The organism is Brevibacillus laterosporus LMG 15441 (assembly GCF_000219535.2).
In the GTDB taxonomy this organism is placed as follows: domain Bacteria; phylum Bacillota; class Bacilli; order Brevibacillales; family Brevibacillaceae; genus Brevibacillus_B; species Brevibacillus_B halotolerans.
Genome location: NZ_CP007806.1, coordinates 2,994,783 through 3,012,855, shown reverse-complemented (window position 1 = coordinate 3,012,855; position 18,073 = coordinate 2,994,783). Strand labels below are relative to the sequence as shown.

Here is an 18,073-nt window from a genome sequence, read left to right as displayed (position 1 = left end):
AGGAGAATCTCTATGCTTACGCAATCAACTTCCATATTCGAACAACTAGAGTCTAATGTCCGTTCTTATTGCAGATCCTTTCCAGATGTATTTATAAAAGGAAAAAACGCAACGATGTATACCAGATCAGGAGCAAAGTTCATTGATTTCTTTGCAGGAGCTGGGGCTCTCAACTACGGGCATAATAATGATTTTATTAAAAAAAAGCTCATCGATTATTTAGACGCGGATGGGCTTGCTCATGGTCTAGATATGCATACGTCTGCCAAGGAAAGTTTTTTGCAGACCTTTAATGAGTTGATTCTTCGTCCCAGAAACTTGGAGTATAAAGTCATGTTTTGTGGTCCTACGGGAGCAAATGCGGTAGAAGCGGGACTAAAGATTGCCCGCAAGACAAAGCAACGCGCAGGTATTTTTGCTTTTACAGGTGGCTTTCATGGTATGTCTTTAGGTGCTTTGTCTGTTACCGCCAATAGCTACAATCGGCAGGCGGCAGGTGTTGATTTGCCTCAAGTCACATTTATGCCGTACCCTACTGATTTTTCGTTCGATACGATTGAATATATGGACAAAATGCTTAGCGATAGCCATTCGGGCATTGCGAAACCAGCGGCAATCATTTGCGAGACGATTCAGGCAGAAGGGGGGATTAACGTTGCCCCTATCCAGTGGCTTCAAAGATTACGCCAATTGTGTGACAAGCATGATGTGCTGTTGATTTGCGACGAGGTTCAGATTGGATGCGGTCGAGCAGGCTCCTTCTTCTCATTTGAAAGAGCGGCCATTGTTCCGGATATTGTCGTGCTTTCCAAATCTATCAGCGGTTATGGTCTACCAATGTCTCTTTTGTTGTTTAAACCAGAATTAGATATCTGGCAACCAGCAGAACATAATGGAACATTCCGCGGTAATCAACTAGCCTTTGTTGCTGCCGAGGCCGCCTTGCATTACAGAGAGCAAGAACAATTAGAAGCAGAGGTTCTACGTAAAGAAGGGTATGTAAAGCAATTCTTACATGAACAGATTGCTAGCCTGCACGACCAGATTGAAGTTCGTGGAATGGGATTAATTTGGGGTGTGGATGTGGCTAAAGCTAGTGGTTCAGATGTAAACACTGCGAAAAAGATAGCAAAACGCTGCTACGAGCGCGGTTTAATCATCGAGTGTGTAGGTCGCAATGATACCGTGGTTAAGCTTCTGCCTCCATTAACCATTGAATGGGATGAATTACAAAAAGGCTGCGCGATCTTGCAAGAATCAACGAGGGAGATCTTGAGCGGTTTCGAAACAAGCAAGATGTAAAAAGGGAGAGGAGATTACCGAATGAGATATCTACATGAAAAGGACTTGCTGAGCATCGGAATTAACTGGGATGAAACGACTTCTGTTATTGAACAGGCAGTGAAGTGCTTACAGCAAGATGACTTTTCCCAACCAATAAAACCTTATTTACGCTATGGACAAGAGCAAAATCGAATTATTGCTATGCCGGCTTTTGTAGGAGGTACGATTAATCAAGCGGGGATTAAATGGATTGCTAGCTTTCCAAATAATATTCATCAAGGTATTCCACGAGCGCACAGCGTCACTATTCTAAATAACGCAACGAATGGGGTTCCAGAAGCCATTGTTAACACAGCATTGCTTAGTGTAATTCGTACTGCTTCTGTCAGTGGAATGATCTTGAAACATTATGATGATGTTCGCAAGCAAAAAGATATCACGGTTGGCATTATCGGCTGGGGTCCGATCGGTCAATATCACTTTAAGATGGTCACTTCATTACTGGGAGATCGAATAAAAAATATTTACTTATATGATCTCAATCCAATTGACATCACGTCGATTGACCCATCTGTGAAAGAGAAGGTTATCATTGCTAAGGACTGGAAGGAAGCCTATCAACATTCGGATATCTTCATGACATGCACAGTCTCTAAAGCACCATACATTGATGCAGCACCAAAAGCAGGCTCACTTCTACTCAATGTTTCGTTACGAGACTTTACTACAGAGATTTTCCCGCATGTAAAAGGTTCAATTATTGTAGACAACTGGGAAGAGGTATGTCGGGAAAAAACGGATATAGAGTCTATGCATTTGCAATGTGGTTTGCAAAAAGAAGACACAAAATCGATTATTGATGTGGTTTGTCATAATGCCATATCTAGTTATCGTGAAGATCAGGCTATTATGTTTAATCCTATGGGGATGGCTGTTTTTGATATTTCGATGGGGCATTATTTTGTGAAAAAAGCAGAGGATTTAAAAGTAGGACAACTATTGGAATAAACATAGCATGTAGAAAGGGGGATTCCAATGAGCACCAATTTTTTGCATAACATTTTACTTGCAAGCGGACAATTTGAGCAAGAACGCTCCTACTGGCTTCAGAACTTGGAGGGTGTCGCTGATTTTAGTGGTTTCCCCGTTGAAACACGCCCTCTTGCCAATAAAGTAGAGGATATGAATTCCGTCAGCTATCCAATTCCACCTGCAATAGTGGAAAGCATTATGCGCATGAGTAACAACTCAGACTACGGCATATACATGTTTTTGCTTGCGGGAATAAAGTATCTTTTGTCTACATACCAACAGCGTTCCGATATTATTGTCGGAATGCCTGTTTTTCAACAAAAAGAGGGGGGTCAGCAGGCTATTTCCAATGTCTTGCCGATTCGCAGTTCCTTAGAGCGTTCCCTAACCTGGAAACAGGTGCTTCCTACCTTAAAAGCTACGATAGCCAATGCAGTGAAACATCAAAGTCTGCCGCATCATGTAATTGCTAGCTTATTGGGGATGTCAAATGAGGAAAAAAGCAGACCGATCTTTGGAACCATCGTTCTGCTAGATAACATACATGATCAAGCAAGTGTAGAGTCTATTCCTGCTGATATGGTGTTTCATTTTAAAAAACAAGATAAGGGTCTGATTCTCCAATTAGATTATCACCCAGCTCTCTACAGTGATGAGGGTGTTGGACAGCTAGTGAATCGTTTGTTTGTTGTTTTACACTTGATTACCAGTAAAACGGGGGATTCACTGCAAGCAATGGATCAACTTCTCACGCATTGGAATGGGTTACTGACGGGTGTGCCTACCTTACAGCTACCATTGGAGCATTCTCTTTTACATCATGCCCCAAACAAATGGGGAACTATTGAATTTACTCTCTCAAATGAGGAAAGCAAACAACTTACAAAACTAGCAGAAACAGCTGGCAGCTCTCTTTTTGTTACGCTATTAAGTGTCTGGCAATTGCTTCTTCACCGTTATACAGGTGAGAACGGCATTGTAAGCGGATGGATCAGACAGGATGATCCTAGCAAAGATGCTCCGCTTTCTATATACAGTGACTTTTCTGGAAATCCAAGCTTCAATGAATTGCTTCAGCGTGTCCAACGTACAGTAGACGCTAGCGCTTTTGAGCAGGAATTTTCGGTCTATCGAGAGTCTGCATTTCAGATTTTATTTGTAACGGGTGAGATAGATGATCCATTCTGGAGTGATGATACAGAGCTTGCTCTTGCTATTTCCCAACAAGAAGCAGGTTTAGTAGGGACCATCATTTTTGATGCGGAACGCTTTGAAGAGGAAACGATCAAACGCTTTACAGGGCATCTAACTACAATGCTAAGAGATATCATGGTTCATCCGGAAACTTCGATCGGGCAGGTTTCTCTCCTAGATGATTCCGAACGTAACCTACTTCTTACGACTTGGAATGAGACGAATATTCCATTTCCAAGTCAAACGCTTGTTCAAGAGTTATTTGAAGAGCAGGTTAGACAATCTCCAGACCAAATCGCAATTATTGACGGAAAAAGTCAGCTTACCTATCGAGAATTACATGAGAAATCCAATCAGATGGCTCATCGACTTCAACGATTAGGTGTGCAGCCAGACACGCTTGTGGGTATCAGTATGGAACGATCGCCAGAGATGATCATAGGCATCCTAGCAATACTGAAAGCGGGAGCAGCGTATCTACCGATTGATCTTACCTATCCTGAGGAGAGAATTTCCTTTATTATCAAGGACTCTCAATTATCTGTGCTGATTACCAAACAGTCTCATTATCAACAGTTTTCAAACGATGATCTGACACTAGTACTACTAGATAGCGACGCTCAGGACCTTGATCAGGAAAGCTTATCAACACCTAATAGCAACGCTACTGCTATGAATATGGCCTATGTTATCTATACCTCCGGATCAACAGGTATCCCAAAAGGGACAAGGGTTACACATCAGGGGATTGTTCGTCTCGTAAAAAATCATTCCTATATAGAATGGGAGCCTAGCGATCGTTTAGCGCAGATTAATAACACATCCTTTGATGCATTTACCTTTGAGCTATGGGGGACGCTACTGCATGGTGCGACGCTTGTGCTTATTGCGCCGGACGTTGTTCTATCTCCGTATGCTTTCCAGAAAGAGATTCAACGTTATGGGATAACCGTGATGCTATGCACGACTGCCCTGTTCAACCAATATGCAGGGGAAAGTCCTGACATGTTTACAAATATTACGGTTTTATTCGGGGGAGAAGCGGCTGATGCGAAATGGGTAAGAATAGCCTTAGAAAAAGGTAAGCCGAAGAAGCTGATTAATGTTTATGGTCCGGCAGAATGTACAACGTTTACTACGACCCATCATGTTACGCAAGTCCCTGCTGATGCTTTATCAATCCCAATCGGGAAGCCTATTGCTAATACTCAGGTCTACGTTCTCGATCAATATTTACAAATCGTCCCTATCGGAGTTCCAGGTGAGCTGTATGTAGGAGGGCCTGGTCTTGCTCTAGGATATTTACATCGACCAGAGATCACAAATGAACGCTTCATAAAGAATATATTTTCACCAAACGCAACGGATCGTTTATATAAGACCGGGGATATTGTTCGGTACTTGCCAGATGGGACTTTAAGCTACATCGGACGCAAGGATGATCAGGTGAAAATCCGCGGATTTCGAATTGAATTAGGTGAAATTGAAGCTGTTTTGGGTCAGCATCCAGAAATTCGAGATGCAGTAGTAATCATGAGAGAAGATCAAAATAGCAACAAGCAACTGATTGCTTATTTTACGACCTACAATCAAGAGATACTTTCCGCTAGTGAGCTTCGCAGCTATGCAGAGAAGAAATTGCCAGTGCATATGATCCCTGCTGCGTTTATTTATTTGGATCATGTGCCGGTTACTCCAAATGGGAAAGTAGATCGAAAAGCATTGCCGGCTCCTTTAATAGAACGAGAGGAAAGCAATACACCGCTTATTGAACCTATTACAGAAACAGAGCTCATTTTAGCTGGATTTTGGAAAGAAATAGTAGGAATTGATCGCATTAGTATCATTGATGATTTTTTTAATAGTGGTGGCCATTCCCTACTAGCTACTCAGTTGTTATCGAGAATATACCATACGTTTCATATCGAAATATCCTTGCGAACGTTCTTTGAAAATCCAACGATCCAAGCAATGGGAAAACAAATTGACGAAATCATAGCTTCCGGAGAGCAATCTGTATCAGTTCCATTAGTTCCGGTGTCACGCGATAGTGATCTTGTCCTATCGTATACACAGCAGGGAGTTTGGTTTGTTGAGCAGCTTGAACCTGGAAGTGCAACCTATAATGTCCCAGTGGCAAATACACTCAAAGGGAATTTGAACATTGATGCTCTGGAGCGTGCAGTCAATGAGATTATTCGTCGACACGAAATTCTGCGCACCAGCTTTATCTCAAAAGACGGAAAACCTTATCAGGTCAGTTATCCATTCCAGCCCATTCGCATTCCGGTGATTGATATGAGTGACGTTGTGGCTTCAGAACGCCATCAGCGTATCATTGATATGGCCAATGAGGATGCTAATCGACCGTTTGATTTAACGAAATGTCCGTTGGTGCGGTTCATATTATTCAAAAAAGATGATGAGAATTATGTCTTTTATTACACCATGCATCACCTTATTATGGATGGTTGGTCCTTACAGATATTTACACATGAGTTATCTGTTTTATATGAAGCATTTAGCCAAGGAAAACCGTCACCTTTACCAGAAATGCAGCTACAATATGCCGATTTTGCCGCATGGCAGCGTAAATGGCTAGATGGTAAAGTGATGAATCAGCAACTAGCCTATTGGAAAAAGCAGTTGGCTGGAGATTTACCTGTTTTGCAATTACCAATAGACCGGACTCGTCCGAGTGTAGCCAGTGGTGCAGGTCAGCGGGACACGTTAGTTATGCCGAAAGAGCTTGTTACGAAATTACATGTTCTTTGCAAGCGTCAAGGTGTGACTCTTTATATGGCTTTGCTGTCAGCGTTTAACGTATTGCTTAGTCGATATTCGGGCGAAACAGATATCCTAGTTGGTTCTCCAATTGCTAATCGGACACGCTTGGAGACTGAAGGGATGATTGGATTCTTTGCTAATACAATTGTATTACGCTCTCAATTGGCGGATAATCCAACATTTACTCAACTCTTAAAGCAAGTGCGGGAGGTTACGCTTGAAGCGTTTTCCAATCAGGATGTTCCATTTGAAAAATTAGTGGAGGTTTTACAACCTGAACGTACCAAAAACATCACGCCCATTTTTCAGGTGATGTTCACATTGCAAAATACTCGTCGCACAGATTTTAAACTCTCTGATGAGACGCTGATTCATCCGGAAATTGATAGAGGCACGTCTATGTTTGACCTTTTGTTTGATATCGCAGAGCATCCAGACGGCCTACTGTTGGTAGCGGAATATAACATGGATATCTTTTTTTCTACCACCATTAGCCGGATGATGGAGCATTATCGAGAGCTGCTTGAATCCATTGTGGAGAATCCAGAACAACCTATTTCTGATCTTACGATGTTGACAAAACAGGAAAAGAAACAAATTCTCGATGATTTTAATAACACTACATGTGATTTTCCAATGGACAAAACGGTGCATGAATTATTCGAAGAGCAGGTGGAATGTCGACCTACTGACATTGCTGCGATACATCGAGATCAACAAATCACGTATGAAGAGTTAAATGCTCGGGCAAATCAAATGGCGCGGTTTATCCAAAGAACTGGTTTGCAAAAGGAAGAGATCGTTGCTGTTTTCTTAGAACGCTCCATTCCAATGATGGAAAGTATTCTAGGGATTTGGAAAGCAGGTGGGGCTTATATCCCTATTGATACGGCCTATCCTATACAGCGAATTATGGGTATTCTCGAAGATTCAGGAGCGACGGTACTGATAACTATATCTGCATTTGTAACGCCTGAGATTAAACAAAACTACAAGGGCACCATTCTTTGCCTCGATGCTCAAATGGATGCCATCAATCAGGAAATGAAAGATGACCTCAGAGTGAGGGTTGAGCCTAATCAACTTGCTTATATCATTTATACATCAGGATCAACGGGCAAGCCAAAAGGGTCGATGGTAGAGCATATCGGACTTACGAATCATCTACATATGATGAAACAGCGGCTTAATTTGGGTGAAGATTGTCGAATCGCTCAAACAGCTTCTCACTGCTTTGATATTTCGGTGTGGCAATTTTTTACATCTATTATCTTAGGTGGAACAACCATTATTTATGATAATCAGATGACAATGGAGCCTAACGCTTGCATTGAACAAATTATTCAAGATCGGATAAACATCTTCCAAGTTGTTCCATCTGTTTTGTCTGTGATGTTAGATCATGTAGAAGAAAACAACTTGTCGTTAGATTGTTTTCGATATGTAAGTGTCACAGGAGAAGCAATTAAACGTAGCCTGGTAGCGAGATGGTTTAAGCTCTTCCCGCATATTCCGCTAGCGAATGCTTATGGGCCTAGTGAGGCGTCAGACGATGTTACGATTCATATCATAGATCAATTGCCTCAGAGCGAAATCGTTCCGATTGGTAAACCTCTGCACAATTTTAAGGTGTACATCGTGGATGAAAAAATGAATCTTTGCCCGGTTGGAATTAAAGGTGAAATTTGTGTGTCTGGCATAGGGGTTGGACGAGGTTATTTACATGATCCAGAAAGAACCGCCAAAGTATTTATGGACGATCCATTTGCTGATCATAAAGGGGTACGACTCTATAAAACAGGAGACATGGGACGATGGCTCTCTGATGGAACACTTGAGTTTTTTGGGCGTAAAGATTATCAGGTTAAAATTCGGGGATTCCGTATTGAATTGGAGGAAATTGAGAATCAGATCAACAATCATCCCAATATTTTAGAAACAGTAGTAATGGATATTGAGGATGCAAGAGGTCAGAAGAGCTTATGTGCATATGTGGTGCTAAAACAAGATGTGCCAATTAATCAGTTGAAAAGTCATTTAGCAAATACATTGCCAGACTATATGATTCCAGCCTTCTTCGTAAAAATGGAGAAACTCCCCTTGACTGCAAATGGCAAGGTAGATCGCAAGGCGTTGCCAAAACCTGATCGAAATGTACTAGAAAGCAAATACGTAGCACCGCGTAACAAGATTGAAGAAAAAATAATTGCGATCTGGGAAAGCGTGCTTGATACGGCTGGGATAGGTATTGAAGATCATTTCTTTGAAAACGGTGGCCATTCACTCAAGGCAACGACCGTCATCTCACGTATCAATAAGGAGCTACAGGTAGATATCTCGTTACGGGACTTTTTTGACAGACCTATCATCAAAGACTTAGCACAGCTAGTAGAGAGCAGTGGAAAAAAAGCTTATCCGATAATCCAACCTGTCCAAAAACAAGAAGCCTACCAGCTTTCTTCTGCACAAAAACGGATGTTTCTTGTAAATCTACGTGATTCAGAGAGTATCGCCTATAATATTCCGAATATGTTTATTATTGAGGGAAAAGTGGACAAACAGCGTCTACATCAAGCCTTTCAAAAACTGGTGGAGCGTCATGAGATTCTTCGTACTTCTTTCGGATGGGAAAGAGGAGAGCCTGTTCAATATGTTCAGGAGAAGCTGGAGCTAGACATAAAAGAAGTGACCTCAACACACGAACAGCTCTACTCCGTTGTGCAGTCACTTGTGGCTCCTTTTGACTTGAGCAAGGCACCACTGCTACGTGTTTTCGTGGTCACAGTAGAAGATGAATACCATGTACTTGTTCTGGATATGCATCATATCATCATGGATGGGTCATCCATAGCTATTTTGTTAGATGAACTGGTGCAATTCTATCAGGAAAAGCAACTTCCAGAACCAAGAATTCAATACAAGGATTTTTCAGCTTGGCAAAACAAGCTACTGGCGTCTGAGGTTATGCAAGGTCAAGAGAATTACTGGTTAGAGCAATTTAGCGGTCAATTACCTGTGCTTGGGTTGCCAACAGATTATCCGCGTCCGTCTGTGAAAAGCTTTGAGGGTAGTTTTGTTGAGTTCTTTGCCGATAAAGAATTGACGTTAGGATTGCGTAATCTAGCTAGCACTACAGGTACAACACTTTACATGGTGTTACTTGCTGCCTATCACGTGCTGCTATCCAAATACGCTCATCAACAGGATATCATTATCGGAACACCGATTGCTGGCAGACATCATGCAGATTTGGAAAAGGTAATCGGTATGTTTGTCAATACATTGGCCATCCGAATACAATCTGATACGCAACAGACATTTACCGAGTTCCTGCTTATGGTTAAGGAGCATGTGTTACAAGCCTTTGATCATCAGGATTATCAATTTGACATGCTCGTAGAAAAGCTGGATGCAGCAAAGGATGAGTCCAGAAATCCTCTGTTTGACACCATGTTTATCCTGCAAAATATTGAGGAGCCTTACATCACAGAAGGTAATGATGCTACTGATAAGCTATCCATATCTCGCTTTGATTATAAATATCGTATGTCTAAATTTGATGTAAGCGTCATTACGATAGAAGCTGATGAGGAGTTAGTATTTCAATTTGAGTATGCCAATGCATTATTTACAGAGAGTACGATCAACATTCTCGGAGAATCCTTTCTTAAGCTGCTAACGATCATTGTTAATGAAGCGGGTACAAAATTAAGTGATATAGAGATTGCTGAATCCTATGACTTAATCGAAATGGATATTTCTGATCAATTGGACTTTCAGTTTTAAATAAAATGGATTGGAAGTAAGACCTTGGGATAAAAACCACGGTCTTACCTTTTTTCCTTATTTTATTATAGTATTAGTGAATTTTTTTTAATTGTATGATATTGTTAAGTCATGGAATTTTCTGGCGTATGTACATTTTTCTTTTTTCATCAACTTCTGTTTTTCTAAGTACGTTTTTGAACTGAATAGAAGGCCGACAAGAGTACAAATGGAGTGGATGTATATGGGGGAAACAATGAAGATTGACAAAGCGAACGTCGAAGAAATTTTGGGATTAACGCCTTCTCAAGAAGGGATATTATTTTACTATTTATATAATCTTGAAAGTAGAGAGTATTATGAACAGTTGTCGTTAAATCTGGAAGGCAGTGTTCAACCAGAGCTAATGAAACAAGCATGGGATTACATGGCCCAACAGAATGAGATGCTACGCACGATATATCGATGGGAAAACTTAGAAAAACCTGTGCAGATCATTTTAAAGGACAAGCCGGTTTCTTTTAGACAGATTGACCTGTCGATAGTACCTGCAGAACAAAAAATGGAGAAGCTTGCAAGTGTGAAGCAACAAGACCTCCAGGAACCTTTGCATCTACATATCGAGCCGTTCCGTGTTACTTTGTGTAAATTGACGGACAATCAATATGAAATGATTATTACAAATCATCATATTTTGTATGATGGCTGGAGTAATGGTGTTTTACTGAACGAATTTTTCCAAGCTTATCATAATCTTAAAGCAGGACAGGAGCATACGGCAAAAGAGAAAAGTAAATTTAAGGATTTTATCAAATGGAGTCAGTCTCAGCAGAAGAAGGAAGAAGTTACTTTATTTTGGAAAAACCTGCTTGATGGATTCGACACAAAATCAGACGTACTTGCCCGTAAAGAATATAGCCTTGAAGCTATGAAACAGGGGAAAAGCTATACATATGGTTTCACTCAAGGATTGACCAAACGTTTACAAGCATTTGTCCAAGAGCAGAATATTACGATTGCTACCTTTTTTTATACCGTTTGGGGCATGGTGCTGCAACGCTACAATAACAATCAGGACGTTGTGTTTGGCGTAACGAGTTCGGGACGTACAGCACCGATCAAAGGGATCGATCAAATGGTAGGTCTCTTTATCAATACACTACCGTTCCGTGTACAAAACCGCTCAGACGAGACAATTATCAATTTGCTGCAAATGGTTCACCAACAAGTGAAAGCCCGAGAAGCTTTTGAGGCAAGTCCACTTGTTGATGTTAAAAAATGGACCCAACTGGATCATCAGGAGTCGATATTTGATTCTATTATGATCATTCAGAACTACCCGATGGATTTTAGTCTGATGAACAAATTTTCCGATTTGTCAGTACGGTCCTTCGAGATGAACGAATTAACCAACTATCCGCTCTGCTTGGAAATCGTCATGAACGAGGACGTAGAATTACGAATTACTTATCACCAAAATCGCTTTGACGAATCTACCATCGAGCGTATTGCTGGGCATGTGCTACAAATGACAGAAGGGATACTAAGCGACCCAAATGCAAAACTCTTCTCGATTGAGATGTTGACTCCTTTCGAGAAAACATTGATCCTTGAGAAGTTCAACGATACAACAGTAAAGAATCTACAGCAGCAAACGATTCATCAGTTATTTGAAAGTCAGGTTGAGCGTACCCCGGATCAAGTTGCTATCGTCTGTGAAGGAGCGCACCTCACATACCGTGAGTTAAATGAACGAGCAAACCAATTGGCACGTACTCTAAGAGCAGAAGGAGTAGCTCCTGATCAACTTGTTGGTATTTTGGTCGAGCGTTCCATGGACATGATAGTTGGGCTGCTAGGAATCCTGAAGGCCGGAGGGGCCTACGTTCCGATTGATCCAGGGTATCCAGAAGAGCGAATTCGCTACATGCTAGAGGATACGGATGCCAAACTGGTAGTGGTACATAGTCATTTACAAGAGAGAATCACCTTTGCTGGAAAATGTCTTGCTGTGGATGAAGAATCTTCTTATCAGGATCTCACAACCAATCTTGAACCGATTAGTACCCCATCTAATTTAGCCTATGTTATGTACACATCAGGTTCAACAGGTAAGCCTAAAGGGGTAGTGATTACTCATCAATCAGTTATCAATCAGGTGGATGGCATTACGGATCGAATTGATTTTTCTCCAGGGAAGTCGATCCTTTGTATTACGACGATTTCATTTGATCCATTCATTTTGGAAACGTTCCTTTCGCTAAGTAAAGGGGTAAAGGTTGTCATCGCTAGTGAAGCTCAACAGGCTGATCCAAAAGTATTGAGTGAAATCATTTGGAAAGAGAAAATTGATATGCTTCAAATGACACCTCCTCGTATGCAAATGTTATTGTCTTCCATGCATGGCACAGAGCGTGTCAAATGTTTAGAGGGAGTTCGTGAGATTATGCTGGGTGGAGAAGCCCCACCTGTTTCATTGCTACAAACCTTGCGTACCTACACGGGGGCACGACTGTATAATATGTACGGTCCCACGGAAACCACTGTTTGGTCATCTGTTGCAGAAATAAAGACAGGAGAGGCTATCACAGTCGGTAAGCCGCTCATGAATAAATACTTCTATGTTTTAAGTGCTCAAAATCAGCTTCAACCAATAGGTGTGGCAGGTGAGCTATGTATTGCGGGTGAAGGACTAGCAAAGGGCTACTGGAACCTTCCAGAATTAACGGCTAAAAAGTTTGTAGAAAATCCATTTGTGCCAGGGAGCCTGATGCATAAAACAGGTGATTTGGCAAAATGGCTCCCAGATGGAACCATCGAGTGTTTAGGAAGAATCGATCATCAAGTTAAAATTCGAGGCTATCGCATTGAGCTTGGAGAAGTAGAAGCGCAGCTTGTGAAAATAAAGGATGTACGGGAAGCTGTCGTAGTTGCGCGGGAAGATCAAGAGGGGACGAAGCATTTGTGCGCTTATTTTGTGGCGGATAAGCAATTAACGGTAAATGAACTAAAAAGAAGCTTGTCGTCTGAGCTTCCTAATTATATGGTTCCCTCTTATTTTATGCAGGTAGATAAATTACCTCATTCACCAAACGGAAAGATTGATCGTAAGTCGCTCCCTGCTCCAGAGGGGATTAGCATCAACACAGGAGTAGAATACGTAGCGCCTCGTACAGAGCTAGAAATCAAAATGGTGCAAATCTGGAGTGAAATTTTACAGGTAGAAAAAATAGGAATTCATGATAATTTTTTTGAACTGGGTGGACATTCACTTAGAGCATCCCAATTTATCTCGAAATTACGAAAAGTCTCTAACAAACAGATTTCGTTACGAGCAGTATTTCATACACCAACCATTGCAGAATTAGCGTCATTGATAGAAAGTGAAGCATCCATAGCAAACGGGCACATTGAAAGAGCACCTGTACAGGATTATTATCCGATTTCTTCTGCACAGAAGAGATTGTTCGTATTAGATAAAATGGAACAGGGTTCAACAACCTATAATATGCCAGCAATGATCACACTAAAAGGCAATGTAGATCGTAACCGACTGGAAAAAGCATTTCATCAATTAATTGATCGCCATGAGGCTTTACGGACATCCTTTCATTTTATAAATAATGAGGTTGTTCAACAGATTCATTCGAAAGTTACCTTTTCCATATCCGAACACTCATTACTAGAGTATATGGATGAGGAAATAGGTCAGTCTGAATTGATCAAACAAATCGTAGAAGCCTTTGTACAGCCGTTTGATCTACAACAAGCACCACTCTTAAGAGTCAAGCTAGTACATATAGAGAAGGAAGAATATCTACTCTTGTTTGACATGCATCACATCATTTCAGACGGTTCAACGCTTGAGTTATTTATCGAAGAGTTCATGAGCTTATATGCAGGCAAATCATTACCTGAATTGGCTATTCAGTATAAAGATTATACGGTTTGGCACAATTCACAGGGAGCCTCAGATGAATGGGCTAAAAAAGAGCAATATTGGCTGTCACAATTTGCTGAAGAAATTCCAATCTTGCATCTTCCGACCGATTTTCCCCGTCCTCCATTAAAAAGCTTTCGTGGAGATTCTATATGGATGGGGTTGAATAAAGAAGAGACTGCCGCGATAAATCAATTTGCCTTTGAAAACAACGTGACTCCATTTATGGTGCTTCTTGCAGCATATCATTTCTTACTGGCTACCTATTCAGGACAAAATGATCAAGTGATTGGATCACCAATTGCAGGAAGAACACATGCTGATTTACAAAACGTAATGGGGATGTTTGTAAATACGTTGCCAATTCGTAATCGTGTGGATCAAGAGGATAGCTTCGTTTCCTTTCTTGCAAGAGTGAAACAAAACGTATTGCTAGCATATGAGCACCAAGAGTATCCGTTTGAGGAATTGGTCCAAAAGCTGGATGTTGAACGGAATGTAGACAGAAACCCTGTGTTTGATACCATGTTTATTTTACAGAATATGGATAGTAAAGAGCTGACATTAGAGGATATTTCCATTAGCCAATTGGAGTTTCCAAATAAAACATCTAAATTTGACCTAACTCTTGAAGCAAAAGTAAGGGAAGGACGATATCATTTCCGTCTGGAATACTGCAAAGATTTGTTCCTTAAAAGAACGGCAGAGCAACTATTAAAACATTTTATCCATTTCGTACAAATGGTGACAAAGAATCCGAATTTGACGTTTGAAAGTTTGGAATTATTGTTGCCTGAGGAAAAAAATCAGCTTCTCGTTGAATTTAATGATACGGCAATGTTCTATGACAAGGATAAAACGATTCATCAATTATTTGCTGAACGTGTAAAGCTAACGCCTAATCAGATCGCTCTCATGTGTGAAGAACGATCGCTAACGTATCAGGAATTAGATGAGAGGGCTAACCAAATTGCTCATTATTTACTTGAGCATCATCGGGTACAACCAAATCAATTAATTGGAATCCTGATTGAACGATCTGAATTTATCTTAATCGCAATGCTTGGCATTCTAAAGGCAGGAGCCGCCTATGTACCAATTGATCCTGTATTACCCGATGAACGAGTCAAGGTAATCGTAAATGAAGCTAGCATAAGTGTTGTCCTATCTACTTCGCGTTTTATCCATCAGCTTAATGCGTTGCAATGGGAATGTCCAACGTTAGATACCTTTGTCTGCCTTGATAAAGATGAGATTACTTCCATAGACGCCAACCAAACGAACGATCTGATTGATCAGAAATTGTGGAATCATATCGGTTCAGTTGGAAATGATGAAATTTCAATTGGCGGCTGGGTAAGCAGTTATACAGGACAGCCCCTCTCTTTAGAGGAAATGAGTGAGTATAGTAAAAACGTGCTGCATAAGCTAAAACCTCATCTACATTCTCAGACGAGAGTTTTGGAAATTGGCTGCTCATCAGGTTTGACAATGTTTGAGCTAGCTCCATATGTTGGTTCTTATTATGGTACGGACTTATCTGATGTCATTATTGAAAAAAATAGGCAAAGAATGCTACGTGAAGGTGTTCCGAACATAAAACTTGCCACTTTGCCTGCTCACGAAATTGACCAATTGGATGAACGAGATTTTGATGTAGTGATTTTAAATAGTGTCATTCAATATTTCCCTAATCATAATTATTTACGCTTTGTCCTAGCAAAAGCGCTAGAGCTAATGGGGAAAAATGGGGTTTTATTTGTTGGCGACATTATGGATTTGTCGTTGAAGGAAGAGATGATACAGTCATTAACGGAGCATAAGAAAACACAGATTCAAGATGATAAGCATCGTACAAAAACTGAATTTACAACTGAACTGTTTATCTCGCGTTCTTTCTTAGAGGATTGGCTATCGAAGCATGACAAGGTTACACATGTGACTTTTTCTCAAAAAGAACACACCATCGAAAATGAGTTAACTCGATATCGATATGATGCTTTATTTACGATTGATAAAGCGTGTCTATCAGAGGATGCTTTGACGAAAAAGAATGTGAGCATTCAACGCAGACAACAACATGGTGCTTCTATGATAAATAGTCAATCTACAGAAGCAATCCATACTTTAATCGACGCTAATTCGCTTTGTTACGTTTGCTTTACTTCTGGTTCAACTGGGAAGCCAAAAGGTGTAATGATTGAGCATCGCGGAGTCCATAATTTTATCGAAGCTGCTGTGAAAATCATACCTTTCCAAGAGGGCAAAAGACTTGTCTCTGTTACTAATATTAGCTTTGATGTGCTAGTGCTAGAGACCTTTGTCCCATTGTTAAAGGGAGTTACTGTCGTTATTGCTACGGAAGGTGAGCAACGTGATCCTAAACGCTTGAGCAGGTTAATCATCAATAAAGAGGCAAGCATGATACAGGTCACTCCATCACGCCTCCAGCTTCTGATGAATGATAAGGAATGTCATCGCAGTTTGCATTTGCTTGAGGTCATTATGATTGGCGGAGAAGCTTTTTCAACTGTTCAATTGAATGGACTGCAAGCCATCACACAGGCCAAGCTGTTCAATTTGTACGGGCCTACTGAGACGACGGTTTACTCCGCGATTGCTGATTTGACCAATGAAGAAACAGTAACCATCGGACAGCCAATAGGAAATACAAGGATCTATATTGTAAACAAAGATAACAAGCTAGTCCCCCTTGGCGTCCAAGGAGAATTGTGTATAGCCGGTGATGGTGTAGCAAGAGGTTACTTGAACCAGCCTAAGCTAACCTCTGAAAAGTTTGTGTCCGATCCGTTTCATGCTGACAGCTCTGTTCGCATGTATCGTACAGGTGACCTAGCAAGATGGTGTGAGGACGGAACGCTTGAATATTTGGGAAGATCTGATCATCAGGTAAAAATAAGAGGATATCGAATCGAATTAGGGGAGATTGAGCAACGCTTACTAAGCCATGATGAGATTACGGAAGCGATCGTTCTTAGTAGCGAGGATACGTTTGGCAACAAAATATTGATTGCCTACATTGTCGCTCACAACGAGCTTTCGGTTGCTCCTCTGCGTGAATTTGTCAAAGAAGCACTGCCAGAATATATGGTTCCGGCACATTTTGTTCAAATAGAGAAGATGCCACTTACACCAAGCGGTAAGGCTGATCGCAAGGCACTTGAAAATACGACATCTAGACTTTCTACAGGTACGGCATTTGTCGCTGCCTCAAATGAGATAGAGGAAGTGCTACTTTCTATTTGGGAAGAATTACTTGGAGTCACTGGCTTTGGTGTTCACGACAATTTCTTTGATCTCGGTGGAAATTCTTTATTATTGGTGCGGATGCACAGCCGTGTGGATGAAAAATACCCCAATCATGTGACTGTTACCGATATGTTCACTTATCCATCAATTAGTAAGATCGCGAATCTAATTATGCATGGTGATAAGGAGCAAGCCAGAACCTTTACATTACCAAGCATTCCTATGGGACGAGATTATTTTGCTAGTAATCAAATGAGCGAGCCGGGTTCTATATTTGAAGCAGAATTAACATCCGCCACTATGCTGAAATTACAGCGATTAGCGGAAGTAGAACAAGTGAGCATAGACGATATATTTGTCGCTGCTTATGCATTTTTGCTATCGCAAATTAGTGGTTCCGAGCAAGTGTCTGTTCAGCTACTGATGCAAGCGCCTAATCAGTTTATGTCACTAGATGTAGATATAAGCTCAATGACTAATTTTTCTGAGTTGTTCCGCTATGTTCATCAGAAGCAAAAAGCAGAAGAGGAGATCAAGGTATACGAGGCAGATAGACTTTCTGGACTTGTTATGTCCAAGGAACCATTCACTGTTACTCCGTTACTTTACCGAAAAGGACTTGCAACGAAGCGCAGTGAGATAAATGACTTATTTGATATCCTGCTTGAGATCGAATCAGGTAGCAACTATATCAACTTCCGTCTCGACTATCAGCCTCAAAGGCTTAGAAGCGAAAAAATGAAAGAATTACTTCATGCTTATCGGAAACTCCTTGCAATGATCTTAGAAAATTAGTAACTT

4 protein-coding genes are annotated in these 18,073 nt (G+C 40.9%); all 4 read left to right on the top strand.

The features are described 5' to 3' along the window. The first annotated feature begins 12 nt into the window (after nt 1–12). The 4 genes from ectB (at nt 13) to BRLA_RS12845 (ending at nt 18,067) form a co-directional block, all read left to right on the top strand. Entirely contained in the window at nt 13–1,302 is a 1,290-nt protein-coding gene (gene ectB, locus BRLA_RS12860; protein WP_003336211.1) for a diaminobutyrate--2-oxoglutarate transaminase, read from the top strand. 21 nt (nt 1,303–1,323) lie between these two features. Continuing rightward, nucleotides 1,324–2,292, top strand: coding sequence for an ornithine cyclodeaminase (locus BRLA_RS12855; protein WP_003336212.1), 969 nt, complete (start codon nt 1,324–1,326; stop codon nt 2,290–2,292). 27 nt (nt 2,293–2,319) lie between these two features. Continuing rightward, nucleotides 2,320–10,083: a non-ribosomal peptide synthetase gene (locus tag BRLA_RS12850; protein ID WP_003336213.1), complete on the top strand. Its 7,764-nt coding sequence runs from the start codon at nt 2,320–2,322 to the stop codon at nt 10,081–10,083. Between the two features lie 223 nt (nt 10,084–10,306). Continuing rightward, nucleotides 10,307–18,067, top strand: coding sequence for a non-ribosomal peptide synthetase (locus tag BRLA_RS12845; RefSeq protein ID WP_003336214.1), 7,761 nt, complete (start codon nt 10,307–10,309; stop codon nt 18,065–18,067). Nucleotides 18,068–18,073 lie beyond the last annotated feature (6 nt).